Raw genomic sequence first — 21,949 nt, forward strand, 5'->3', positions numbered from 1 at the left:
ATCCTTTCTTTCTATTATATATTAACGATTATCAATTGTTTCTGGATATAGATCATGGTTCATCATGCGGTAGTCTGCCATTTGTTCATACTTCGTGCCTGGGCGACCGTAGTTGCAGTAAGGATCAATTGAAATCCCTCCACGTGGTGTGAATTTCCCCCATACCTCAATGTAACGCGGATCCATTAATTTAATTAAATCATTCATAATAACGTTCATGCAATCTTCGTGGAAATCACCATGATTGCGGAAACTAAATAAATATAGCTTTAAAGATTTACTCTCTACCATTCTTTGTTCTGGAATGTAGCTAATATAAATTGTTGCAAAATCTGGTTGTCCTGTTTTCGGACATAAGCTTGTAAATTCAGGACAATTGAATTTCACAAAATAATCACGGTTTGGATGATTATTATCAAATACCTCTAAAATTTCTGGGCTATATTCAAATAAATATTTTGTATTTTGATTTCCTAATAATGTTACATCTTTTAAATCTTCATCTAATCTTCCTGCCATTTTAAACATCCCTTCTCATTATACTCCGCGTTTATTTCCCCATACTAACGCATGAAGCTGCGGCAATACTTTTGCATTATTCATCTCTTTACAATTTACAGCTTTATCGATCAGCCACTCATACTTATCTAATAATTTTTTAATCAACATCGTATCATCCACCGTTTTTGTATCATCATTTCCTACTTGTAAGAAAAATGGCACATCTGGATAACGTTCGTGCATATTAACTGCATACTCAAAGTCATAATCGTCAAATACTACTACCTTTAAACTAATATCTTTTCCTGCTAGTTTCTGAATAACAGCATCTAACTTCTGAAAATCAGTATTCATTGCCGAACTTGGTGGTTTTGGAGAAATCGTTATCTCATCAATTTGAAGTAACCAATCTTGCCATTTACTCCCTTGCGTTTCGATTGCTGTTCGCATTCCATTCTCTTTTAATATAGAAAGAAGAAACTCAATATTTTTCAGCAATGCTGGATTTCCACCTGAAATCGTAACATGAGAAAAATTTTCGCCACCAATTTCTACAAGCTCGTTCCAAACGTCCTCTGCTGTCATCTGTCTAATTTGATCTTTAGCCGATCCATCCCACGTAAAAGCAGAATCACACCAAGCACAGCTATAATCACAACCAGCCGTACGAATAAACATCGTCTTTTGTCCTACAACCATTCCTTCACCTTGAATAGTCGGACCAAATATTTCTAAGACAGGGATTTTACTCATCAAGCATCCACTCCCGTCTTACTTCCGCATAACTAGTCGGCGTCTCAAATAGACGAACAAATTCAACGCGAGCTCCTTTATATTCGTTCGCACGATTATCTTTTAGTAATGCTTCTGCCATCTTTTCATAAATCCAAACGACCATGTTTTCAGCAGTCGTATTCATTGCTGGTAACGTTTCGTTTAAATAACGATGGTCTAAATAAATTTCTATTTCATTCTTCCAAATTTCTTTTATATCTCCAAAGTCAATCGCAAGACCTATTTCATTTACATATCCACTAATCCCAAATACAACTTTATATGTGTGACCATGTAAGTTTTTACATTTCCCCTCATAACAGTGTAAATGGTGTGCTGCATCAAATGTAAATTCCTTGCTGACCATTACTCTTTTATTATGATATTTGAGCTGTTTACGCTGAATATCCTTGTCCATTTTTTGCAAATTTTCTACGATGCGAAATCCAAAGAAATTATCCATTAGTTATTTGCTCCTTCGCGTTCTTGTAGGTACGTATCTAATCCTGCTTTACGAAGCTGACATGCTGGACATTCACCGCAACCATCACCAATGATTCCGTTATAACATGTTAATGTTTTTTCTCGAACAAACTCGAATGCTCCAAGTTCATCTGATAATTTCCATGTTTCCGCTTTATCAATCCACATAAGTGGTGTATGAATTACGAACGGATAATCCATGGATAAATTTAAAGTAACGTTTAACGATTTCACAAACACGTCACGGCAATCTGGATAACCACTAAAATCAGTTTCACATACACCCGTTACAATATGACGTGCTCCAACTTGTTTTGCTAATACAGCAGCAAATGATAGGAATAGTAAATTTCGTCCATCTACAAACGTCGATGGCAATTCACCTTCTTCATGTGTAATCTCCATATCCGTTCTCGTTAACGCATTTGGAGCAAGTTGATTTAATAGACTCATATCTAGCACCGTATGTTTAATTCCTAGCTCTTTCGCAATTTCCGCTGCACAATCAATTTCTAGTTTATGACGTTGATTGTAATTAAACGTTACAGCTTCTACTTCTGCAAACTGCTTTATTGCCCAAAATAAACATGTCGTACTATCTTGTCCTCCACTAAAAACAACAACTGCCTTTTCTTTTTTCATTTCACTCATTCTCCTTCTCTACTACGAATAAGAAGAAAGAACGTTCTTGAACTGTCACAATAAAAAAACAAAACAATACCTAAAGATATTGTTGTTTCCATAGTTTTTTATAGAGGGAGTTCGCGAACCTCTCCCGTGCAATGCACGGAATTCCTTCTTTCATTGACAAAGCTTATTGTAACATATTGTATACTACCAGAAAAAATTTCTGATTTTTCCGCTATTTTTCCATTTCATTTCTTTCATTTTATAGTATGATGAATTTAATGCGAGAAGAGAGGAGGCATACCACTGAAACCCTTTATTATTTATCTCTTTTTAAATATATTATTCATCCTTGTTACAATGCTCGTATACCATTTATTTTGGAATCAAAAAGGGAAACGTTCTCCTAAATTAAATTCAGCTATATTTATTGTATTATGTTGCCTCGTTACTATACTATGTATCACTTTCGCAGCAAAAACAAATTATGGATTTCAATTTGATATGCGTCATATCGTATTAATTGTCGGTACATTAACCGGAGGTCCTATTGCTGGTGGATCTATATTAGTTGTATTAAATATATACCGCTTCTTATTAGGAGGAATAGGTGTTTTCCCATCGCTTATCGGTTCTATCCTTCTATTTATTGTCCTATTATTTACATACAAATTTTTCAACCGAACTTCTAATCGTATAAAAATAGCACTTGCTATTATCTACAGTCTCACATACGGATTTAGTTGGATACCTTTCTTCCTTTCAAAAGTTACAAACAAGGCTGATTATATACCACATATTATTGTGTATGAGTTATGTACGATACTTGGTACGATCCTTATTTTATATTTACTACACATATTACAAACTCAAGTTCGTCTCCAAAATGAACTTATGAATGCTGAAAAATTTCATTTAATTGGTGAAATGGCAGCGTCTATCTCTCATGAAATTCGCAATCCATTAACTTCAACGAAAGGATTTTTGCAACTTTTACAATCAGATACATGTACTGAGCAGGAGCGAAAATTATATATCGACATAGCCATCAACGGAATCGAACAAGCAAACCACGTTCTTACAGATTATTTAACCTTTGCAAAACCAAGTATTGAAAAAGAACAAAGATTACAGTTAGAAGAAGAACTACTACATGCATTATCGTTAATTACACCGCTTGCTAATTTAGCAAATGTACGTACACATTATATAAAGCAAAGCACTTCTTTTTTTATCGCGGGAGAAAAACAAAAACTAAATCAATGCTTGTTAAATATTTTAAAAAACTGCATTGAGGCCATGCCAAAAGGCGGTGATCTTTATTTCACATTAGTTCCTGATCATAAGCATATTCAGTTGTATATAAAAGATACAGGAATCGGTATGGATACCGAACAAGTGAAACGTCTTGGCTCTCCTTTCTACTCAACGAAAGAAAAAGGAACTGGTCTTGGAATGATGGTCGTGTTCAGTGTTGTTCAAGCTATGAACGGAAAAATCGATATTATAAGCGAAAAAGGTACAGGTACAACCTTCTTATTAACTTTTCCACTCATACAAAAAAACGTGATGAAATAATCATCACGTTTTTTCTGTTCCTTCAACTAATTCAGCAAAGGCTTTCACTTTGCCATGTGGTTTTTGATTTTCTTTACGTGCTTTCCAAGCGCGCTCTTCTTCTTTCTTTTTCTTGGACATACTTTTCAACTCCTTCTTTTCTTTCTCCATGTAGTATTCCAAAATAAGAAAGAAAACTATGCACGTATCAAAAAAGAAGTGGTCTCCCACTTCTTCCTACTTATCGCTGTAAAATTGCATGTTTCGCCTCTTTTAACTGCGTAAGATGTCTTTGTTCATGCAATTCAAGAAATTGAACCCACTGATACAAATTCAACTCATTAAAAATAGGATGCTTTAATCCATTTTCAAATAGATCTTTTTCATCTATAACACTATGAAGCGCGTGTAATAGTTCTTGTCGTGAATGTTCTAGCAATTGAATTCCTTGCTGTTTTTTCATTAACGTTTCTGTTGGTTCCATTTGCTGAGGAGCTTCTCGTTTATGTGTGCGATCAAGCGTAAGTTGGAGGTCTTTAAATGGAGTCGTGTTTCTTTCATTTTTTTGTAAAGCATATACAAGGGCAGATGTAACTGATTGTTCAACTAAATGCAAGTGATGCAAAATTTGAATAATACTCCATTTATCACGGCGTGGCTTTACATTCACTTCTGTATCATTTAACATTTCAATTTCTGATAATAGCGTGCTTCGAGTAGACTGTAGTGAGTTCACCAAACTTTCTAAACTCACATCCATATTAGATTGAAGCATACTTCTTTCCCCCCCTTTTTGTTGGTGAAAAGAGGTGCTCCTTATTAGAAACACCTCTTTAGTATTCTGAATTTTCTTTTATTATCTCATCATTTTCTCGTTATGTCGATGTTAAACATGTGAAAAAAAGCGCATGTTTTTTACAATTTTGTGTCGTCAATCGCATGTAGCCACGCTTCAATTTCTGTAATGACACTTTTCACACAGCCTTCAGCAAATGGTGATGTTAAATTTGCAACTTCTACTAATTCCAAGAATGATTTACTTCCACCTTGTTGACACAGATTCACATAATCTTCCCATGCCTCTTGTCTATTATCTCTTGCACGTTTCCAAAATTGCAGTGCGCAAATTTGTGCTAATGTGTAGTCGATATAGTAGAATGGCGAGCTATAAATATGTCCTTGACGTTGCCAGAATCCACCGCGCTCTAAATAATCATTATCTTCATAATCACGATGCGGCAAATACTTTTTCTCTATATTACGCCATGCTGTCTTACGCTCTTCTGGTGATGCTTCTGGATTTTCATATACATAATGTTGATATTCATCAACAGATACACCATACGGTAAAAACAGAAGTGCTGAACTTAAGTGAGAGAAATAATATTTATCTGCATCTTGTTCAAAGAATGACTTCATCCATGGCCATGTAAAGAATTCCATACTCATAGAATGAATTTCACATGCTTCATACGTTGGCCAATTGTATTCTGGAATTTCAAACTTACGACTTTCATATACTTGGAAAGCATGACCAGCTTCATGTGTTAATACATCAATGTCGCCAGATGTTCCGTTGAAGTTTGAGAAAATAAATGGTGCTTTATAATTCTCAATATATGTACAATATCCGCCACCAGCTTTTCCTTTTTTCGCAACTAAATCTAATAAATCATTATCTAGCATGAAATTGAAAAATTCATCCGTTTCAGCCGATAACTCTTTATACATCGTTTTCCCATGATTAACAATCCAATCCGCATCTCCTTTTGGAGTTGGATTACCAGTAGCAAACTCAAAGTTTTCGTCGTAATATGCTAACTTCTCTACACCGATACGTGCTTGTTGTCGCTTTCTTAATTCCGTTGTAACGGGAACGATATAATCAAGTACTTGCTGACGATAATTCGCCACCATTTCCGCATTATAATCTGTACGGTACATTCTTGCATATCCAAGTTCAACAAAGTTTTTGAAACCTAAAGATTTGGCGATTTTCGTTCTCACTTTAACAAGCTCATCATAAATACGATCTAACTCTTCCTCATTCTCAGCTAAAAATCCGTAATATGCTTCACTTGCTACTTTACGTTCATTTCTTTCTTTCCCTTGCATAAATGGAATCAGTTGCGATAACGTTCTTTCTTCTCCTGCAAAGTCAATTTTTGCAGATGCTAATAACTGCGTATATTGTGAAGACAATTTATTCTCTAATTGTAAATCTTTCACAACTTCATCAGAGTATGTTTTCAAATCACACTCCGCTAAAGCAAATAATTGCTTTCCATAATACGCTTCTAATTCTTCACGGAATGGAGAATGAATTAACGCATTATAATACTTTGTACCATATCCTTGTACAACTGGAGAGAATTCATCAAAGAAATCTTGCTCTTCCTTATAAAAAGCATCTGTCGTATCAACAGAATGACGAATGTAACAAAGATTCCCCATTGTACCGAAGTCGTTGCGAATTTCGTTAATTGAATTGATGACTTGTTTTTGTTCTTCTACAGTTTTTGCATTATCAAACTTCTCTAAAGCAACAGTAAACTTTTCTTTTAATTCTTCAATATTTGGCCGTTTATATTCATAGTCTTTAAATGACATGAACGAGCCTCCTCTCCATTATGTGCATCCCTACTATAATTCAATGCTTACTTACAAATCTCCTCTTATTCTTCAACAAAATACGGCAGATGCTGTCATAATTACATGTAAACAAAAGAGCCTTGGATTTCTTTATCCAAAGCTCTTTTGGAACATACTATTATTTTTCATATTTTCCAATCTTTTTTAATAGAGCAAGTAATTCATCCTTTTCCTCTTTCGTTAACATTTCAAAAGACTGATGTATAACTTGCTCATGCCCTGGAAAAATAGAAGCAATAAAGCTCTCTCCAGATTCAGTTAGTTGTGCATAAATAACACGTCTGTCATTCGGGCACGGAATTCTCTTTACTAGTCCCTTTTTCTCTAGCTTATCTACAACATATGTAATGCTGCCACTAGCTATTAAAATACGCTCACCAATTTGCTGAAGTGGTTGACCGCCTTTATGATATAACAGTTCTAATACAGCAAATTCAGTTGGATTTAACCCGTTACTTTGTATAGATTTATTTGTAGTATCCATAACAGATCGATGTACACGAGATAATGCAATAAATACTTTTAAAGATTGAGAAATATCTTCTCGTTCATTATTTGATGTCATACAACTTTCAACCCTTCACTTAAATTCTCAGTAATAAAAAGAAAAAACAACTTAGTACTTCATGTAAATTCCGAATGAGTATTCACTCATTCATTTCCTCTCCCCAAATATATTATGAATGATTCTTGAATAAAAACATGACAATTTTAACATAGTTTATATATAATGATAATAAAAAAGAAGGAGTACCAAATTTGAAAGTCAAATTCCACAGCATAGTTTTATATATGGTGCTTGTTATCCTACCAACGATAGGAATTGGTGCTACATTTTATTCATATCATTCGTATAAAATGAAGCAGGAAAACAAACTATCTGCTCACACGGTTCTCTTTTTATATAGAGACTATTTAGATCATCACCTTGGTGAAGCAATTTCCGCATTAGAAATGCTCTCAAAGGTCGTAGGAACCGAGACTGGAAATATAAATGGAGTTAAACAAATTGTACATGATACAGATGGAAACGATACACGTTTTTCTGGTTTATATTACGCTACACCAGAAGGCATCATTACAATCGCATCCGAAGGCGACCGACCACCTGTTGATGTCTCAGATCGCAAATATATTCAAGACGTATTGCAAACGAAGAAAACAACTGTATCATCAGCCATTACAGATCGTGTTCTTGGACATCAAGCTATTATGATTGCTTCTCCCATTTTCAATAAACAGAAGGAAATCTCAGGCTTATTGTTAGCAAGTTTACGCTTTGACTACATTTCATCATCTTTAAATGCCATTAAGCCACAATACCATTTTGAAGTAACTGATAAACATGATGTAGTTTTTCTCAACGATGATAATAACGAAACAAGTGATGCGCATTCTAATATGCTTACCACCCCACTCCAAAGATTAAATTGGAAGGTCTCTGTTTCTCCATTGCCTATCCATCAAAAAACTTTATATCAGTGGGTTGCAATAGAGTGTATAGCTACTTTATTTTTAATGTCTATTTTATTTTTACTTGCTCAATATATGTTGTTAAAACGTCAAACAAAACTGGAAAGACAACAAAATGAAATACAAAAAATTGAATTGGTTGGAACTTTTGCAGCTAGTACAGCCCACGAAATCCGTAATCCTCTTACCGGAATTAAAGGGCTCGTCGCTCTATTAAAAGAGAAATATAAAGATGAACAAGATCAGTTTTATTTTTCCGTCATCGAACAAGAAATAGAACGGATTAATGAAATTGTAAGCGAATTTCTTATTCTTGGAAAGCCAACTGCTATCATTGAACAAACATATGATGTGAGAACCATTCTAAATGAGGTAGCATTAATTATTCAATCTGAGGCGAATCTACATAACATTGTATTCCATTTACATTTGCCAGACCATCCTGTTCATATCCGTTGCTCAAAAGACCATATGAAACAAGTGGTTTTAAACATTACAAAAAATGCAATTGAAGCCATGAATTCTGGTGACACACTAATCATTTCCGTAACAAACAATGAAACACACGCACAATTGCAAATTATAGATACTGGAAAAGGTATTCCAAAACATATTCAAAAACACCTCTTTCATCCGTTCTTTACTAATAAAGATACTGGAACCGGTCTTGGACTTGTCATATGTAAACGAATTGTAGAGATGTACAATGGGCATATTTTTATTGACAGTATAGAAAACGAAGGAACGACAGTTCATATCGAAATTCCGTTACACCTAGTATAATTATCCTTATCCCAAAAGGGTAATTATACTTATTTCATAAAACCAGCCACAAGCATTCGCCAAAAATTACTTGATTTCCCTTCATATCCAATTTGAAAAATAGGTACCTTTATAATTGATAACCATTTTGGTGTTTGTTTTTCTTTATAACGCTGGTACTGTAAAATAAGCTTGTCCAATTCTTGACTCACTTGAATTGTCTCCATACTATTTAACCCACTTGTTAAACCTAATTGAATCATTTCTTCACGTTTCATATGAATATCACGTGAAAGCTTTTCTAATGTGTACTTCCTTTTTACAGTAAACATTCATATCCCCCTTATTATACTTCCATGCTCTCAACTTTACTTCTCCATTGGCCTTTTAACTACTTAATCATATTTGAATTTGAAGAATCAGAAAATTTAACATTTTCTCCCTGTAATTTACAAATCTTTACCCTCACTTTGAGAATTATTACAAATTATTCTATCTTTGTAAATACATTCGCAATAATAGACATTTTTTTCATCTTCTTTTTTTACAAATACCAATTAAATAGCGGATTCTCTATTTTCCATATACTTTTCTTCGACATTTTTTGTTTAATTTTTATAAAAACGCAAAACATAATGATGATTGATAAAGTGAAATTTAATCATTGGGGATTTTGTCCCTTCCTCACTGCTCGCAAATAGCGGGATAAAATAGAAAGGAAATATTTATATGCGCAAATATACGATTGCATTGCTTATATTTACTATGTTCTTACCATCCTTCTTGTTTCCTGTTCAAGCAAAGGCCCATACAAACAAAGTCGCTATTGTCATTGATGACTTCGGCAATAATATGAAGGGGACTGATAAAATGTTATCACTTCCTATTCCACTGACTGTTGCCGTTATGCCTTTTCTCCCTTCCACAAAGGAAGATGCGATAGCGGCTCATAAGAAAGGGCACGAAGTTATTATACATATGCCAATGGAACCTATTAAAGGTAAAAAAGAATGGCTTGGACCAAAAGCAATTACAACTGATTTAAGCGACGAAGAAATAAATAACCGACTCGAACAAGCGATTCAAGAAGTACCGCATGCAATTGGCATGAACAATCATATGGGATCAAAAGTGACCGCGGACGAAAGAATTGTACGACTTATACTTGCAGCTTGTAAAAAACACGGTTTATTTTATTTAGATAGCAAAACAAATCCTAAGAGTGTTGTCCCAAAAATCGGGAAAGAATTAGGAGTGCCTATTATTGAAAATCAATTATTTTTTGATGATGTGTATACAGCGGCACATATTTCAAAACAAGCCCAATTACTTATTAAAAAACTTCAAGAAAAACCGATTATGGTAGCTATTGGACACGTTGGACCTCCAGGTGAAATTACATCACGTGTTATAGAAACTTCTATTCCTAAAATTCGCGAACATGCAGATTTTATTTTTTTATCTGATTTAGCATTATCTCCACCTCCTGTTTCAAAATAAGATTCATTACTCGCACTAAAAAAGGTATCAATCTGCATATAGCAAATTGGTACCTTTCCTTTTCACCTTAAATATAATCTACATGACTCACCCTGAATCCTTTTTTCTCTATTTTTTCGATTAATTGCTTTAATCTTTTTTCATTTAACTCATCTGCTATATTTACGATAACGCGGCGAATATATTGATCACCGTTATCTAGCGTAAATAATCCACCGATATTAAAGGCTTTCAACAATGTCCCAAGTTCTTTAATCGTTCCCTTACAATCTTGTGTTGCAATCGTTAATATATAACCACCCGTCCGCATACCGAATGAATCTTCAATAACATCAAATATATTGGAATGCGTTAAGATACCGACAAATTCATTATAGTCATTTAGCACAGCTAAAAATGGAAGTCGACGAATAACATAAAATGCTCTAAAAAAAGAATCCTTTTCAAAAATAAATGCAGAGGAATCTCCCAGCATATGTTCCGTACTTAATTTCTCTAATCCGCTATTACACTTCTTTTCTAAAAGATCTACTTTATAAATAATCCCTATGAATTTCTTTTCATCTTCTGCTAATACAGGGATTGCTCGAAATCCCGTTTCATTCATAATGTGCAAAGCCTCTTCACCTGAATCGTTCATTTTGCAAAATGTTACTTGCTGTTTTGGCAGAAAATGATATTTAACTCGCAAAATATGTTCCTCCTTACATGTCAACATGTAATCTATATATAATAAGGAGACCTATATTTTATGAGTAAAATTATTTTTAAAACGCTTTCATTTCTTATTGACTTGTAACGACATCACAAACATTTTATATAACAGAGCTCTTTGCACCTTTTATCATTAACAACTTTACATGGTAATTCATTAAATATTCTATACCCTCTAGCCATTTTTTCGCTTCTTCTGGAGTTTTCCCCCACACAATCATGCCATAATTATGAACAAGAACTACTCCTCCACCTTCAATAAAATTCGGTACATTACTTTCTAATAAATCAGCAAATTTCTTCTCATCTTCTACAATCGGAATTGTCATTTCTGTTATACCTTCTTTTCCAAAAACACGTTCCACGCTACGTTTATCGAATGTTACTTCCCCTTCTTCTCCATATAACTCTGATATTAAATGGCTATCTACAGTCTGCACTTGTAAAATACATTCTGCACTACTTTTTTTATAAATATCCGCATGCATAAACGATTCTGCAGCTGGTTTTTCTTCATTTTCAAATACTGGCTCACACATACAATTAACAACAATAAAGTCTTCTTCTGAAAATAACCCTTTATCTCTTCCCTCAACGTTTATTAAAAAAGTTAACGGCTCTTTTGACGTACAAAGTGATAAACTAATTTTTGTTCCATAAAACCAATCACGAAGTGCCAATTCAGATTTCACATCTTTTAATTCATTCCATTTCTTTAGAAAAAATAACATTTCGTCACCCCCGGCATAATATTTATATAATGTTCGAATCCTTTCTATGTAAAAGGAATATTTTTTGATTATTCTAAAAATTTAATTGAATTATCACATGAGAACGCCTTTTTGTCAATATAGTTTCATAGCTCTTCTTTAAAATGGGCCATTCATATATCTATACTTCTGTCTATTACCTATTTCATTTTGTACATAAAAAATACGTTATTCTTTTTAAATCAAAGAATAACGTATTTTCTCATCTTTTATTTCTATATTGCATTATATAAAAACTGTGCATATTGTTCACGTGTTACGAAATCATCACCTAAAAAGTTTCCTTTTCCATCACCTTTTGATATATTATTATCCGCTAAAGCTTTCACATATCCTTCTGCCCAATGGCCCTTTGGTACATCTTTAAACTCTATTACTTCTTCAGCTACTTTTTCATTTACAACCTTTTAAATCACAGAACCAGTGAAGAAAATACCTGTATCATTAAATGGATCTTTCACTCCAAATTCATATACTTTCTCACCTGGTGTACTCCATTTCACTACACCATTACTATACGTACCACCATCACTCTTCAGACGGATTTTTGTAGATACCTCGCCGTCTTTTTCGTATATAGGTACTTTTACTTCTTTATTTACTTCTGTATCCTCTAAAAAGACTTTTTGGTTTTGAACATTAATATAAGCTTTCTTACTTAGTTCTATCACTGGTCTAACATCGCGGATTTCATTTGCAACAAAACTTAAATATACTAACTTATTCAACTTACTAACTGGCGATAAGTCTGAAATATAATTTGCTTCTAAATCAAGTTTTTGTAAGTTTACTAGATTTGATAATGGAGTAATATCCTTTAACTCATTATTAGGTAAATCTAATTCTGTAAGCTGAGTCATTTTAGCAAGTGGTGTCACATCTTCAATTGCTACTTTAGGATTTTTTATGTACTGAGAAACCATAGATGGCTCATCTTTTTGATCCTTATATATTTTAATCTCAGTATCGTATGTACGTTCACTAGCTGCTACCACCGACTGGTTTGCTTCAGCTTTTAGTGCTACTAATGCTGGAGTAGAGTATGTAGCAAATGGAATTGCTAATGTTGTGGCTACTACTAGCGCCTTAATATAACTTTTTTTCAAAATAATATCCCCTATCATACATAATTTTTATAATTGATAATATTACATTAAGTTTATATTTCCAAAGATAAAAAATAAAAAAACCCTTTAATCAAAGGGCCTTTTTACCTAGCGTATGAAGAATTTCACTTTTTTCTTTTTCATTAATAAAACCAATTTTTTGCAAAATATTTGCATACAATACAAGTTTATTATATATCCGTTCTGACATGCTTCTCCCTTCTTTCCTTCGACCAACTTTTTTTGTATTGGTAAATTATATGAAAGAGATGAGAAAATGTGTCCACTTTTTGCATACATACAAATCTTTTATCCCGCTATTTGCGGACAGTAAAACTCCCACCTCAAAAACAGGTGGGAGTTCAATTTATTTAGCAAATTGTCCATTGAATATTATGATTTTTGACTTCCTCTTCAAAACTATAGGGCATTTTCTTATCACAAATTACATGTTGAATACGTGAAAATGCTGCTATTCGGTAATTTCCTTTTACCCCTACTTTTGTATGATCACATAAAATATATGTTTTCTCCGCTAATTTCAGCATCGCTTCTGACAGTTTCGCCTTTTCTAATTCAAAACTAGAAACCCCAAAACCAGGTAACAATCCATCAATCGAAACGAATGCTTTATGAAAATGAAATTGCTGGATTACTTGCTGTGAAATAGAACCTGACACACGTGAATGCTTTGGAGATACTTTGCCACCAATAAATAAAACTTCACCGTGAAACATCTTTTTATTAATAGAAGAAATTAATTGTGTAGCTACTGGAAATGAACTTGTTACAATCGTTAAATTTTTACGATGAACAAGATATGGCACCATTTGAAGTGGTGTACTTCCATCATCAATCGCAATCACATCTCCATCTTCCACAAACGTTGCTGCTTTATACCCAATTCTCTTCTTCTCTTCTATATGCAGCATCTCTCGTTCTAACATTGGTGCCTCTATTCCAGCTCCCGGAAGTTGGACGGCTCCGCCATACACTTTCTTCAACTTCTTTTCACGATCCAATTCTTCTAAATAACGACGAATCGTCTCTGTTGATACAGCAAACTCTCTCGCTAACTCTGAAACTTTTACTTTCCCTTTAAACTCTACCTTCTCAAGAATGGTTCGCTTTCTTTCTTCACCTACTACAGACATAGATTCACCCCATTGATTTCTACCTCATACACTGCCTTACTTATACAAAGTTATGACTTTCTTTTTCAGTGAAAACTTCTTCATGAATATGAATACCACGCTTTTTTAGTTCATCAAAAATAATTTGTGGATTTACAAAAGCTTCCTCAGGTGTCACAACACCAACTTTGTTTACACTCCCTTTTGCGATTAACTCTGTAGCAATCCCAAATGGAATACCGACGTTTCTCGTATAAGCTCTTAATTTTTCCCATCCTACAACAGAACCATCAGATAACGGGTGTGTATGATATAATATGTGCCTTTGTTTCTCATTATTTTTCATACCTATTACTTCTACATGAAGCGCATAACCGTAAATTTCTGTTTCTTGCCCTTCTTTCGATTGCAATAAATAATTCGAAATACAATCCATAATGCCAATTTCTTTCCCATTTATGTCAACCCGATCATTACGCAATATACCATAATCATATAAAGCACGTACGAGCTGCATATTTTGCTTTGGCCAAGTTCCTCTCGTCTCTATCAGTTTGACCCCTTTATTTTCTAGTGCTTTTGCTAACGTAATCGTTTCAGAATGCGGTATTATATACTGCGTTTCCTTACCATAAGGCGCCGGTAATTCAATTTCTCTCGGACGCGCAAACGGCGGTACTTGCTTAAACTCACCATCTTCATATACTGTACGCGATGGTAAATGTGGATCATATTCATATGTCGTTGTTTCTGTAATTGATGCAGAAAAAGCAATTGGACGGTACGAGCCATGACTTACACGTACTGACCCTACAGTATCTAGCTGATTTGCTACATGCATTGCCATCATTTGCGTTACACCTGGCGTCATACCAAAACCAGGTAAACACGTTTTTTCATTTTGAGCAAATATAGAATGAGATTCATTTTCTTCACCAAATCCATTCAAATTCACACCGTGACAACCCGCTTCTGCAATACATCGAGTAGACAATCCATTTAACTTAATTGTCGTACCGTCCATTACAATGTCATAACCTTTCATTTTTGCAACCGTATCCTCGTGATTCGTTACATCTACTTTCACAAAATCAACACGAGGATCGTTGAGCCATTCTACTACTTTCAGGCCCTCTTCTTCATTAAAATCAGCTACTGTAATCGTCTCAAAAGATGAAAATTGCACTAAATCTAAAATTGCTTCACGACAAATTTTACCTGCTCCACCTAAGCAAAATACTTTCAACCTATAACAACTCCTTTAGCGATACTATCAACTAAGCGATTGATATCTGCCTCATGTACATCACCGATATTTCCAATGCGGAATGTATCTACTTTTGAAATTTTACCTGGATAAATAACAAACCCATCACACTTTAATTCATTATATAACTGCCCAAAATCGAACCCCTCTTCTGGATAAATGAAGGATGTAATAATAGGCGATTGATATTTTTCATCTACTAGTGGCTTAAATCCGATTTCTCTCATTCTATTCACTAATATTTTTTGATTGTTATAATATCGATTGTAACGTGCTTCTACTCCGCCCTCTTTTTCTAATTCAAGTAGTGCTTGATAAAAAGCGTGTACAACATGTGTAGGTGACGTAAAACGCCATTTTCCATTTTGATGTTCCATCGTTTCCCACTGATCAAATAAGTCTAATGATAATGAACGTGCCTGCCCTTTACATTTCACCAATTCATCGCGCTTCGCAATAACAAAGCCGAATCCAGGAACCCCTTGAATACATTTATTCGCACTACTAATTAGAAAGTCAATTTGCAACTCAGCGATATCTATTTCAATACCACCAAAACTACTCATTGCATCAACCAGTGTTACTTTTCCGTATTGCTTCCCTAATTTACATACATCTACAATTGGATTGATAATACCTGTTGTTGTTTCACAATGAACAACTGCAATATGTGTAATCTCTTTATCTCGTTGCAATATCTTTTCTACTGCTGCAATATTAGTAGGCTCCCACTCTTCTGTTTGACTGACCACCACATCTATATGTAACATCTCTGCCATTTGTACAATTCGCTTACCATACGCACCATTTGTACATACGAGCAGCTTTCCATTTTTAGGAACGACAGATCCAATCACTGCTTCAACTGAAAACGTACCGCTTCCTTGCATGAGAACAGTTGTATATGTCTCTTTTTCCTTCGTTGCTAACGATACAAGCTTAGCTCTTACCTCTTGTACCATTTTGTTATATTCAGCATCCCACGTACACCAATCGTATAACATAACTTCTTTTACTGTTTTGGTTGTTGTTAATGGTCCAGGCGTTAATAATAAATAGTGATTTTCAGTCATGATCCTATTCCCCTTTTATGAAATAATAAGTTCTTGTTTCTCGATATGTTCCATTACGTTTTCGAGTTCCTGCATCGTTTCTATCGTAAAGTGCGCCCCATTTTCAACGAAACGATTGCGAACTACTTCTATTTTTTCACGAAGTTCTACCGGATCCATATTCTCCACTTCCTCTTCAGTTAAGCCGAGTTCGCTACTGCCGAGAATTACACCCACTGTCCACATACCAGCATTTCTTCCCTCTTTCATATCTGATACTGTGTCTCCAACTTTTATCATATGATTCATTGGATATACACCAAGCTCCATCGCATTTTTATAGCACATCCACGGATACGGACGACCTGCTGGAACATCATCTGGTGTTACAAGAAAATCAGGTTTATACCCTTGTAGTGCTGCTTCTTTTGCTACAATATCCATCATTTCTCTCGTATAACCAGTCGTTGAACCAATTTTAATTCCTCGTTCACGTAAAGAAGCAATCACTTCTTTTACTCCATTAATCGGCGACGCATAGCGCGGTAAAATAGCGAAGAGAATCTTTTCGAATTCTTCATACATCTCCTGAATGTCTGCTTCTGTTGGTAATTGTCCGAAAATACGATTCCACTCACTCGCAATACGAGGCATCTCTGTTAATGCCCTAACATGATCAATTTTCAATAATCCCATTGGCTTACGGGCTTCTTCTGCAGTAATTGCAACACCGCGTTTATGGAAAATCTCCATAAATACTTCCAGTGGTGCAAAACATCCGTAATCAACTGTTGTACCTGCCCAATCAAAAATAACTGCTTCTACTTTCATCCAATCCATCACCCTTCTTATTTATCTTTTTTGCCATTGTGACGTTCGGTTACGAAGTGCTTTCGTTCCCCATTCATATACAACTCTCACTACAATATTTGTAACAACAATAAGTACACTCATTGCAGCTGCTGGTGCTACATTTCCTGCATCATCCATATTTACAATTGATACGGCAGCTAGTTTAAAATCAGCTGCATACAGGAATACAACTGCTGAGACAGTTACCATTGAATTTACGAAGTAGTACATTACCATTTCTAAAATGGCTGGTAAACACATCGGTACCGTAACTCGAAAGAATGTTTTATAAAACGGTATCCCCATCGACTGTGAAACAAGTTCAAACTCTCGATCTAATTTCTTTAAAGCTGTCGTTGCCGTAACAAATGTTACAGAATAAAAATGAATGATATTGACTAGTACTAGCACAGCAATTGTTCCGTATAGAGAATGGAACGGGTTCGTTACGGAAAGTCCAAAAATTTGTATGGTTGGTTGACTAAAGAAGAAGACGTAGCCTAACCCAAGTACTAAACCTGGTATCGCTAAAGGGACGATAGAGAAAAAGTAACCTACTTTTCGGAAAAATTGTAGCTGATCTATTTTCTCAATCGCATAAGCGAACATAAATGTTAAAACCGCTCCAATAACCGCAGTAATTGCTGAAACAATTACGCTATTTTTAAATGCTTCCAATCCATCTCCTGTTAAACTGGAAAAATTAAAATGCTCAAATGTAAAGCTCATATTATATGGCCATACTTTCACACTTGCAGCAATACCAACTGCCACAAATAATAGAATGATCATAAGCGTTACTACGCTACAATATACGAATGAAATAACATCTCGTTTCTTATTATTTATTATTCTGTAAGGTACTGATTTGGAAGATAAGAGATTCGCCTGCTTTCTTTGCGTAATGCGATCAACTGCAAAGGCAAATATAGCTGGGATTAATAAAATCATTCCGACAGTTGCACCCATCGGCATATTTTGCTGCCCAATTACTTGCTTATATACGTCAGTAGCAAGTACATTATATTGCCCACCAACAATTTTTGGTGCCCCAAAATCAGTGAAACTAAGTGTAAACACAACGAACATCGCACTAATTAATCCGTACTTTACACTAGGTAAAGTAACAGTGAAAAATTGCTTTGTTTTACTCGCTCCTAACATATTAGAAGCTTCATATAAACGATAATCAGAGCCTTGAAAAGCAATTAATAATATAAGAAATGCTTGCGGAAATGTATACATGACTTCAGCCATTACAATTCCTACTGGTCCATATAAAGGGATTTGTATCCCTTCAAACAAACCAAACATTCCTTTCGTTACTAACCCTTGATTACCAAATAAATATGTAAGTGCGATACCATGCATCATCGTTGGTGCGAATAATGGTAACAACGCAATATATTGGAATACACGCTTTCCAAAAACATTCGTACGAGCGATCGCATAGGCGTAAGCGAAAGCAAGTGTCACTGCAATAATTGTTGTCGCACCCGAAATCCATATCGTATTTTGTAATGATTGAACTAGCGTTGGTGTTGTGAAATATTTACTGAAATTCGCAACACCAATGAAAGCTCCATCTTTATCATAAAAAGCTTGTGTAAACAATTGTAATAGAGGTAATACAAGCATGATCAAAAACGCGAGAAGCATACCAATAATTAATAGTCTTTGTATCCACTCTTCTTTACCGATACGTCTCTTAATCTTTTTTTTCGTACTTTCTACCTTAAAATCTTCTAACATCTCCATCTATACAATGACCTTCTTTCCATATGACAACATATGATTTTCTGAGAAAGAGATTTGAATCGGCTTTCCTTTTCTAATTGCGGTTGCTTCTACTTCTGATGCCAATATATCCACTACAATTTTCTCGTTATAAAGATGTGTTTTTTCTTCTACGACCCGCACTTCCGTCCGATATACAGATCCGCGAAATTCCATACTTTCCACAACCGTTTTAATACCATCCTTTTGTACAACTGTTACATGCTCAGGACGAATTGCATGTTCTTCATTGTTTTTCGAAAAGAAATTAATAGAACCAATAAAATCTGCCACAAATGGATTGGCTGGTCTTTGATAAATCTCCTCTGGTGTGCCAATCTGCATAATTTCCGCATGATTCATTACAACAATTTTATCGGCCATCGTTAATGCCTCTTCTTGATCATGCGTAACCATAATAGTTGTTACTCCTACTTTTTCTTGCAAATCACGCATTTCTCTACGTAACTTTTCACGCACTTTTGCATCTAAAGCAGATAATGGCTCATCGAGTAACAAAATATCCGGAGACAGAGCGAGCGCACGTGCAAGTGCTACTCGCTGCTGTTGTCCACCAGACATTTGAGCAGGATATTTATCTTTTACATTCAGCAAATCTACAAGTTCTAGCACCTCTAGCGCTTTCTCTTTTACTTCTGCTTTTCCATATTTTTTTGTCTTTAAGCCATATTCAATGTTTTCAAGTGCTGTTAAATTCGGAAATAATGCATATGATTGAAACACCATTCCGAAATTCCTCTTTCCAGGAGGTAATGCTGTAATATCTTTTCCATCCACAGCTATACTACCTGTTGTTGCCTCTTCTAGCCCTGCTAAAATTCGAAGCAATGTTGTTTTCCCACAACCACTTGGGCCTAATAAACATACAAACTCATTTTTTTTCACAGTAAAAGAAATATCTTTTAACGCTGTAAATGCATCAAACTGTTTTTGAATGTGTTGAATTGATAAATATTCGCTCATTTTTTCTCTCTCCCACTCACTTACTTTTTCGGTTCTGCTTTTTGGCCAAACTCTTTTTCCCATTTTTCTAAAATTTTGTCACGATTTTCTGCTGCCCATTTAAAGTCATTCTTTTTGTATAACTTTTCTGTCACATCTTTAGGGAATCCATCTGGAAGTTTATAATCATTTTTAATTGTCGCAAATCCATTTTTCTCGAAGTATAACTTCATTACATCATCAGTAATTGCCCAATCTAAAAATGCTTGCGCTAATTTTTCATTTTTTGCATTATCTTTTTTAATAAGTGCGTTCGCTTCTACTTCCCAACCTAATCCTTCTTTCGGCAATACAACTTCAACTGGTGCACTTTTTTGTTTCTCTTTCAAAGCACTATAAACCATTGATACGCCAACTGGATATTCACCTGCGCCTGCTAATTTCGCTGGTTTTGAACCTGAATGAGTATAAGTTGCCATATTATCATGAAGTTTCTTCATGTAATCCCAGCCTTTATCTTCACCCATAATTTGTAACCATGCAGAAACTGTTAAAAATCCTGTTCCAGAAGAAGCTGGATGTGGCATAACAAGCGTTCCTTTATATTCTGGTTTCGTTAAGTCTTCGTATGATTCTGGCATCGATAAATTTTTCTTCTTTAATTCTTCTTTATTTATAGCAATCCCCGTCATAAATGCCGTATTACCTACCCATTTTTCTGGTTGCTTATCATCTTTAAATTGCGGAAGAACACGATCCGCTCCTTTTGGAGAGTATCCTTTTAACATATCTTTTTTATCTAAAGCTAATAGACTAGACGCTGCTGTTCCCCATACAACATCTGCTTGTGTATTTTTTCCTTCAGCTAGCAATTTCGCTGTAATAACCCCAGTTGAATCACGAACAATGTTCAGTTTCACATCTGGATACTTCTGTTTAAAAGAATCAAGGTAAATTGGTACAAGTTCTTCTTCAATCGCTGTGTAAACAGTTAATGATCCAGATAATTTATCATCCTTTACTTTTGCCCCAGCACTCTCTTCTTTCTTTGCACCACACCCCATTAATAACGAAAATACCATTCCAGTTGCTACAGCTTTAAAGATTGTTTTTTTCACTGTCTCTCTCTCCTTTTATAAATCTTATGTACAACTCTAATATAAACAACTAGTGTAAAAGCAGTATTAAACCAACATTAATCTTTTGTTTGTTGTTTGTTTTTGTGTAATACGTTGCTACTTCTATGTTTTTTCGCATTTTTCTGCTAATAATGAACACTAAATTTACAAATAATTAAAAAAATCTTTATAATCCCACAAAAAAATGAGACGTTTGTAAAAAACGCCTCATTTTTGTTTACCTTTTTTTGAATTACGATTTGCATACTTCGCGCTATTTTCTCCTTCATACTCTAATGCAAATTCTGCATCTGGTAAGCTTTCTTTCGGAGTTTTATTATTGTTGATTGCCGCATTTTGTTTCACTTTTCTTTTTACCAATACATTCACCTGCTCTCAAGAATTCACTTTCTACTCTAGTTTAAAACAACATTAAATAATTATTACTGGAAAGTGTTAACAAGTACATAAGGCCGCTAGATGGAAATACTACCTATGAAGAAAGCATTAGAAAAGGGGCGATTATTTTGAAGAAGAAAGATAAAATCCAGTCACCAATTTTAGATGAAACGCTCCCGCATCAAATGAATTTCCCATCTTTTAAAGGAACAGGAAAGAAGATGCAACAACCTTTCATAAATCAATATGACGTCGTAATCGGAGACAGTAAATATGATTCCGAGAATAGTCCACTTCACAATTGGACTGATGAAGTAGACCCTGCCATTATGGCTGGAGAAGAATGGATTCATCCTACAAATGATATTGGGTGGATTTCAGAAGAAAATCAAGAGTTGCTAAAAAAAGAAGTGGATAATAAGAATGAGGCTTTTATGCATCCGCAATTTGGCATTAACGACTAAAAAACC

Annotated in this window: 23 protein-coding genes, 1 pseudogene and 1 riboswitch; of the genes and pseudogenes, 4 read left to right on the top strand and 20 right to left on the bottom strand. The window is 34.7% G+C overall.

All coding sequences use genetic code 11. The annotated features are described in order from the left end of the window. Positions 1-21: 21 nt before the first annotated feature. Genes queF through queC form a run of 4 tightly spaced genes read right to left on the bottom strand, consistent with a single transcriptional unit; the run spans position 22 to position 2,400 of the window. Positions 22-519 carry a preQ(1) synthase gene (queF, locus tag DN389_RS09115; RefSeq protein WP_000918895.1) on the bottom strand — a complete coding sequence of 166 codons (498 nt, stop codon included), beginning with the start codon at positions 517-519 and terminating at the stop codon, positions 22-24. 18 nt (positions 520-537) lie between these two features. Then, the gene (gene queE / locus DN389_RS09120) at positions 538-1,254 is read right to left on the bottom strand and encodes a 7-carboxy-7-deazaguanine synthase QueE (RefSeq protein ID WP_000036277.1); all 717 of its coding nucleotides are present in this window, start codon (positions 1,252-1,254) and stop codon (positions 538-540) included. Continuing rightward, a complete protein-coding gene (queD, locus tag DN389_RS09125; protein ID WP_000368411.1) occupies positions 1,247-1,738 on the bottom strand; it encodes a 6-carboxytetrahydropterin synthase QueD in 492 nt (163 codons plus the stop codon). Before queD ends, queE begins: the two co-directional genes overlap by 8 nt. Next, complete coding sequence (gene queC, locus DN389_RS09130) at positions 1,738-2,400, bottom strand: 7-cyano-7-deazaguanine synthase QueC (protein ID WP_000711606.1); 663 nt, start codon at positions 2,398-2,400, stop codon at positions 1,738-1,740. The genes queD and queC overlap by 1 nt, the downstream gene beginning before the upstream one ends. Positions 2,401-2,493: 93 nt before the next feature. Then, a riboswitch (PreQ1 riboswitch) is annotated at positions 2,494-2,537 on the bottom strand. A 208-nt stretch (positions 2,538-2,745) separates the two neighbouring features. Between queC and kinB the strand changes: the two genes are divergently transcribed. Then, positions 2,746-3,963, top strand: coding sequence for a sporulation sensor histidine kinase KinB (gene kinB / locus DN389_RS09135; RefSeq protein ID WP_088121686.1), 1,218 nt, complete (start codon positions 2,746-2,748; stop codon positions 3,961-3,963). A gap of 3 nt (positions 3,964-3,966) precedes the next feature. On the opposite strand, the gene DN389_RS28730 is transcribed toward kinB, so the two are convergent. From DN389_RS28730 to DN389_RS09150, 4 genes are all read right to left on the bottom strand, one after another. Next, entirely contained in the window at positions 3,967-4,083 is a 117-nt protein-coding gene (locus DN389_RS28730; RefSeq protein ID WP_000038254.1) for a DUF6254 family protein, read from the bottom strand. A 100-nt stretch (positions 4,084-4,183) separates the two neighbouring features. Next, positions 4,184-4,717 carry a DinB family protein gene (locus DN389_RS09140; protein ID WP_000941972.1) on the bottom strand — a complete coding sequence of 178 codons (534 nt, stop codon included), beginning with the start codon at positions 4,715-4,717 and terminating at the stop codon, positions 4,184-4,186. A gap of 140 nt (positions 4,718-4,857) precedes the next feature. Further along, a complete protein-coding gene (locus DN389_RS09145) occupies positions 4,858-6,552 on the bottom strand; it encodes a M3 family oligoendopeptidase (protein WP_060489482.1) in 1,695 nt (564 codons plus the stop codon). A 160-nt stretch (positions 6,553-6,712) separates the two neighbouring features. Continuing rightward, complete coding sequence (locus DN389_RS09150; protein ID WP_000203344.1) at positions 6,713-7,159, bottom strand: MarR family winged helix-turn-helix transcriptional regulator; 447 nt, start codon at positions 7,157-7,159, stop codon at positions 6,713-6,715. A gap of 194 nt (positions 7,160-7,353) precedes the next feature. Here DN389_RS09150 and DN389_RS09155 point away from each other — a divergent pair, with 194 nt between their 5' ends. Further along, positions 7,354-8,850, top strand: a complete 1,497-nt coding sequence (locus DN389_RS09155; RefSeq protein WP_098189700.1) for a DUF3149 domain-containing protein — start codon at positions 7,354-7,356, stop codon at positions 8,848-8,850. A 29-nt stretch (positions 8,851-8,879) separates the two neighbouring features. Here DN389_RS09155 and DN389_RS09160 read toward each other — a convergent pair whose 3' ends face one another. After that, entirely contained in the window at positions 8,880-9,161 is a 282-nt protein-coding gene (locus DN389_RS09160) for an aspartyl-phosphate phosphatase Spo0E family protein (RefSeq protein ID WP_000495533.1), read from the bottom strand. Between the two features lie 397 nt (positions 9,162-9,558). Here DN389_RS09160 and DN389_RS09165 point away from each other — a divergent pair, with 397 nt between their 5' ends. Then, positions 9,559-10,329: a divergent polysaccharide deacetylase family protein gene (locus tag DN389_RS09165; RefSeq protein ID WP_001234116.1), complete on the top strand. Its 771-nt coding sequence runs from the start codon at positions 9,559-9,561 to the stop codon at positions 10,327-10,329. A 67-nt stretch (positions 10,330-10,396) separates the two neighbouring features. Here the strand turns inward: DN389_RS09165 and cbpA are convergent, their stop codons facing one another. The 11 genes and pseudogenes from cbpA to DN389_RS28385 all read right to left on the bottom strand — a co-directional run bounded on the left by cbpA (position 10,397) and on the right by DN389_RS28385 (position 21,461). Beyond that, positions 10,397-11,020, bottom strand: a complete 624-nt coding sequence (gene cbpA, locus DN389_RS09170) for a cyclic di-AMP binding protein CbpA (protein ID WP_001264215.1) — start codon at positions 11,018-11,020, stop codon at positions 10,397-10,399. 124 nt (positions 11,021-11,144) lie between these two features. Then, positions 11,145-11,774, bottom strand: a complete 630-nt coding sequence (locus DN389_RS09175) for a class II aldolase/adducin family protein (protein ID WP_000895986.1) — start codon at positions 11,772-11,774, stop codon at positions 11,145-11,147. A 254-nt stretch (positions 11,775-12,028) separates the two neighbouring features. Beyond that, positions 12,029-12,709 (bottom strand): annotated as a pseudogene (locus tag DN389_RS09180) (leucine-rich repeat domain-containing protein); the annotation flags it as partial. 581 nt (positions 12,710-13,290) lie between these two features. Next, positions 13,291-14,073, bottom strand: a complete 783-nt coding sequence (locus DN389_RS09185; RefSeq protein ID WP_000117659.1) for a DeoR/GlpR family DNA-binding transcription regulator — start codon at positions 14,071-14,073, stop codon at positions 13,291-13,293. A 40-nt stretch (positions 14,074-14,113) separates the two neighbouring features. Next, a complete protein-coding gene (locus tag DN389_RS09190; RefSeq protein WP_149237030.1) occupies positions 14,114-15,298 on the bottom strand; it encodes a saccharopine dehydrogenase family protein in 1,185 nt (394 codons plus the stop codon). Further along, positions 15,295-16,392 carry a 2-aminoethylphosphonate--pyruvate transaminase gene (phnW, locus tag DN389_RS09195; RefSeq protein ID WP_000138234.1) on the bottom strand — a complete coding sequence of 366 codons (1,098 nt, stop codon included), beginning with the start codon at positions 16,390-16,392 and terminating at the stop codon, positions 15,295-15,297. Before phnW ends, DN389_RS09190 begins: the two co-directional genes overlap by 4 nt. A 15-nt stretch (positions 16,393-16,407) precedes the next feature. After that, the gene (gene phnX, locus DN389_RS09200) at positions 16,408-17,202 is read right to left on the bottom strand and encodes a phosphonoacetaldehyde hydrolase (protein ID WP_048545023.1); all 795 of its coding nucleotides are present in this window, start codon (positions 17,200-17,202) and stop codon (positions 16,408-16,410) included. Between the two features lie 21 nt (positions 17,203-17,223). Continuing rightward, the gene (locus tag DN389_RS09205; RefSeq protein ID WP_048567063.1) at positions 17,224-18,981 is read right to left on the bottom strand and encodes a putative 2-aminoethylphosphonate ABC transporter permease subunit; all 1,758 of its coding nucleotides are present in this window, start codon (positions 18,979-18,981) and stop codon (positions 17,224-17,226) included. After that, positions 18,982-19,983 (bottom strand): putative 2-aminoethylphosphonate ABC transporter ATP-binding protein, encoded by a 1,002-nt coding sequence (locus tag DN389_RS09210; protein ID WP_000006170.1) that lies wholly within the window; start codon positions 19,981-19,983, stop codon positions 18,982-18,984. It lies immediately after the preceding gene. A gap of 20 nt (positions 19,984-20,003) precedes the next feature. Continuing rightward, on the bottom strand, positions 20,004-21,080 hold the full coding sequence (locus tag DN389_RS09215; protein WP_149237031.1) for a putative 2-aminoethylphosphonate ABC transporter substrate-binding protein: 1,077 nt from the start codon (positions 21,078-21,080) through the stop codon (positions 20,004-20,006). Positions 21,081-21,308: 228 nt separating this feature from the next. Beyond that, positions 21,309-21,461: a hypothetical protein gene (locus DN389_RS28385; protein ID WP_000240799.1), complete on the bottom strand. Its 153-nt coding sequence runs from the start codon at positions 21,459-21,461 to the stop codon at positions 21,309-21,311. A gap of 146 nt (positions 21,462-21,607) precedes the next feature. On the opposite strand from DN389_RS28385, the gene DN389_RS09225 reads away from it, so the two are divergent. Continuing rightward, positions 21,608-21,943, top strand: a complete 336-nt coding sequence (locus DN389_RS09225; protein ID WP_000725963.1) for a DUF3905 domain-containing protein — start codon at positions 21,608-21,610, stop codon at positions 21,941-21,943. The last annotated feature ends 6 nt before the right edge of the window (positions 21,944-21,949 follow it).

It is taken from the genome of Bacillus sp. AY3-1 (genome assembly GCF_008368785.1).
Taxonomy (GTDB): domain Bacteria; phylum Bacillota; class Bacilli; order Bacillales; family Bacillaceae_G; genus Bacillus_A; species Bacillus_A wiedmannii.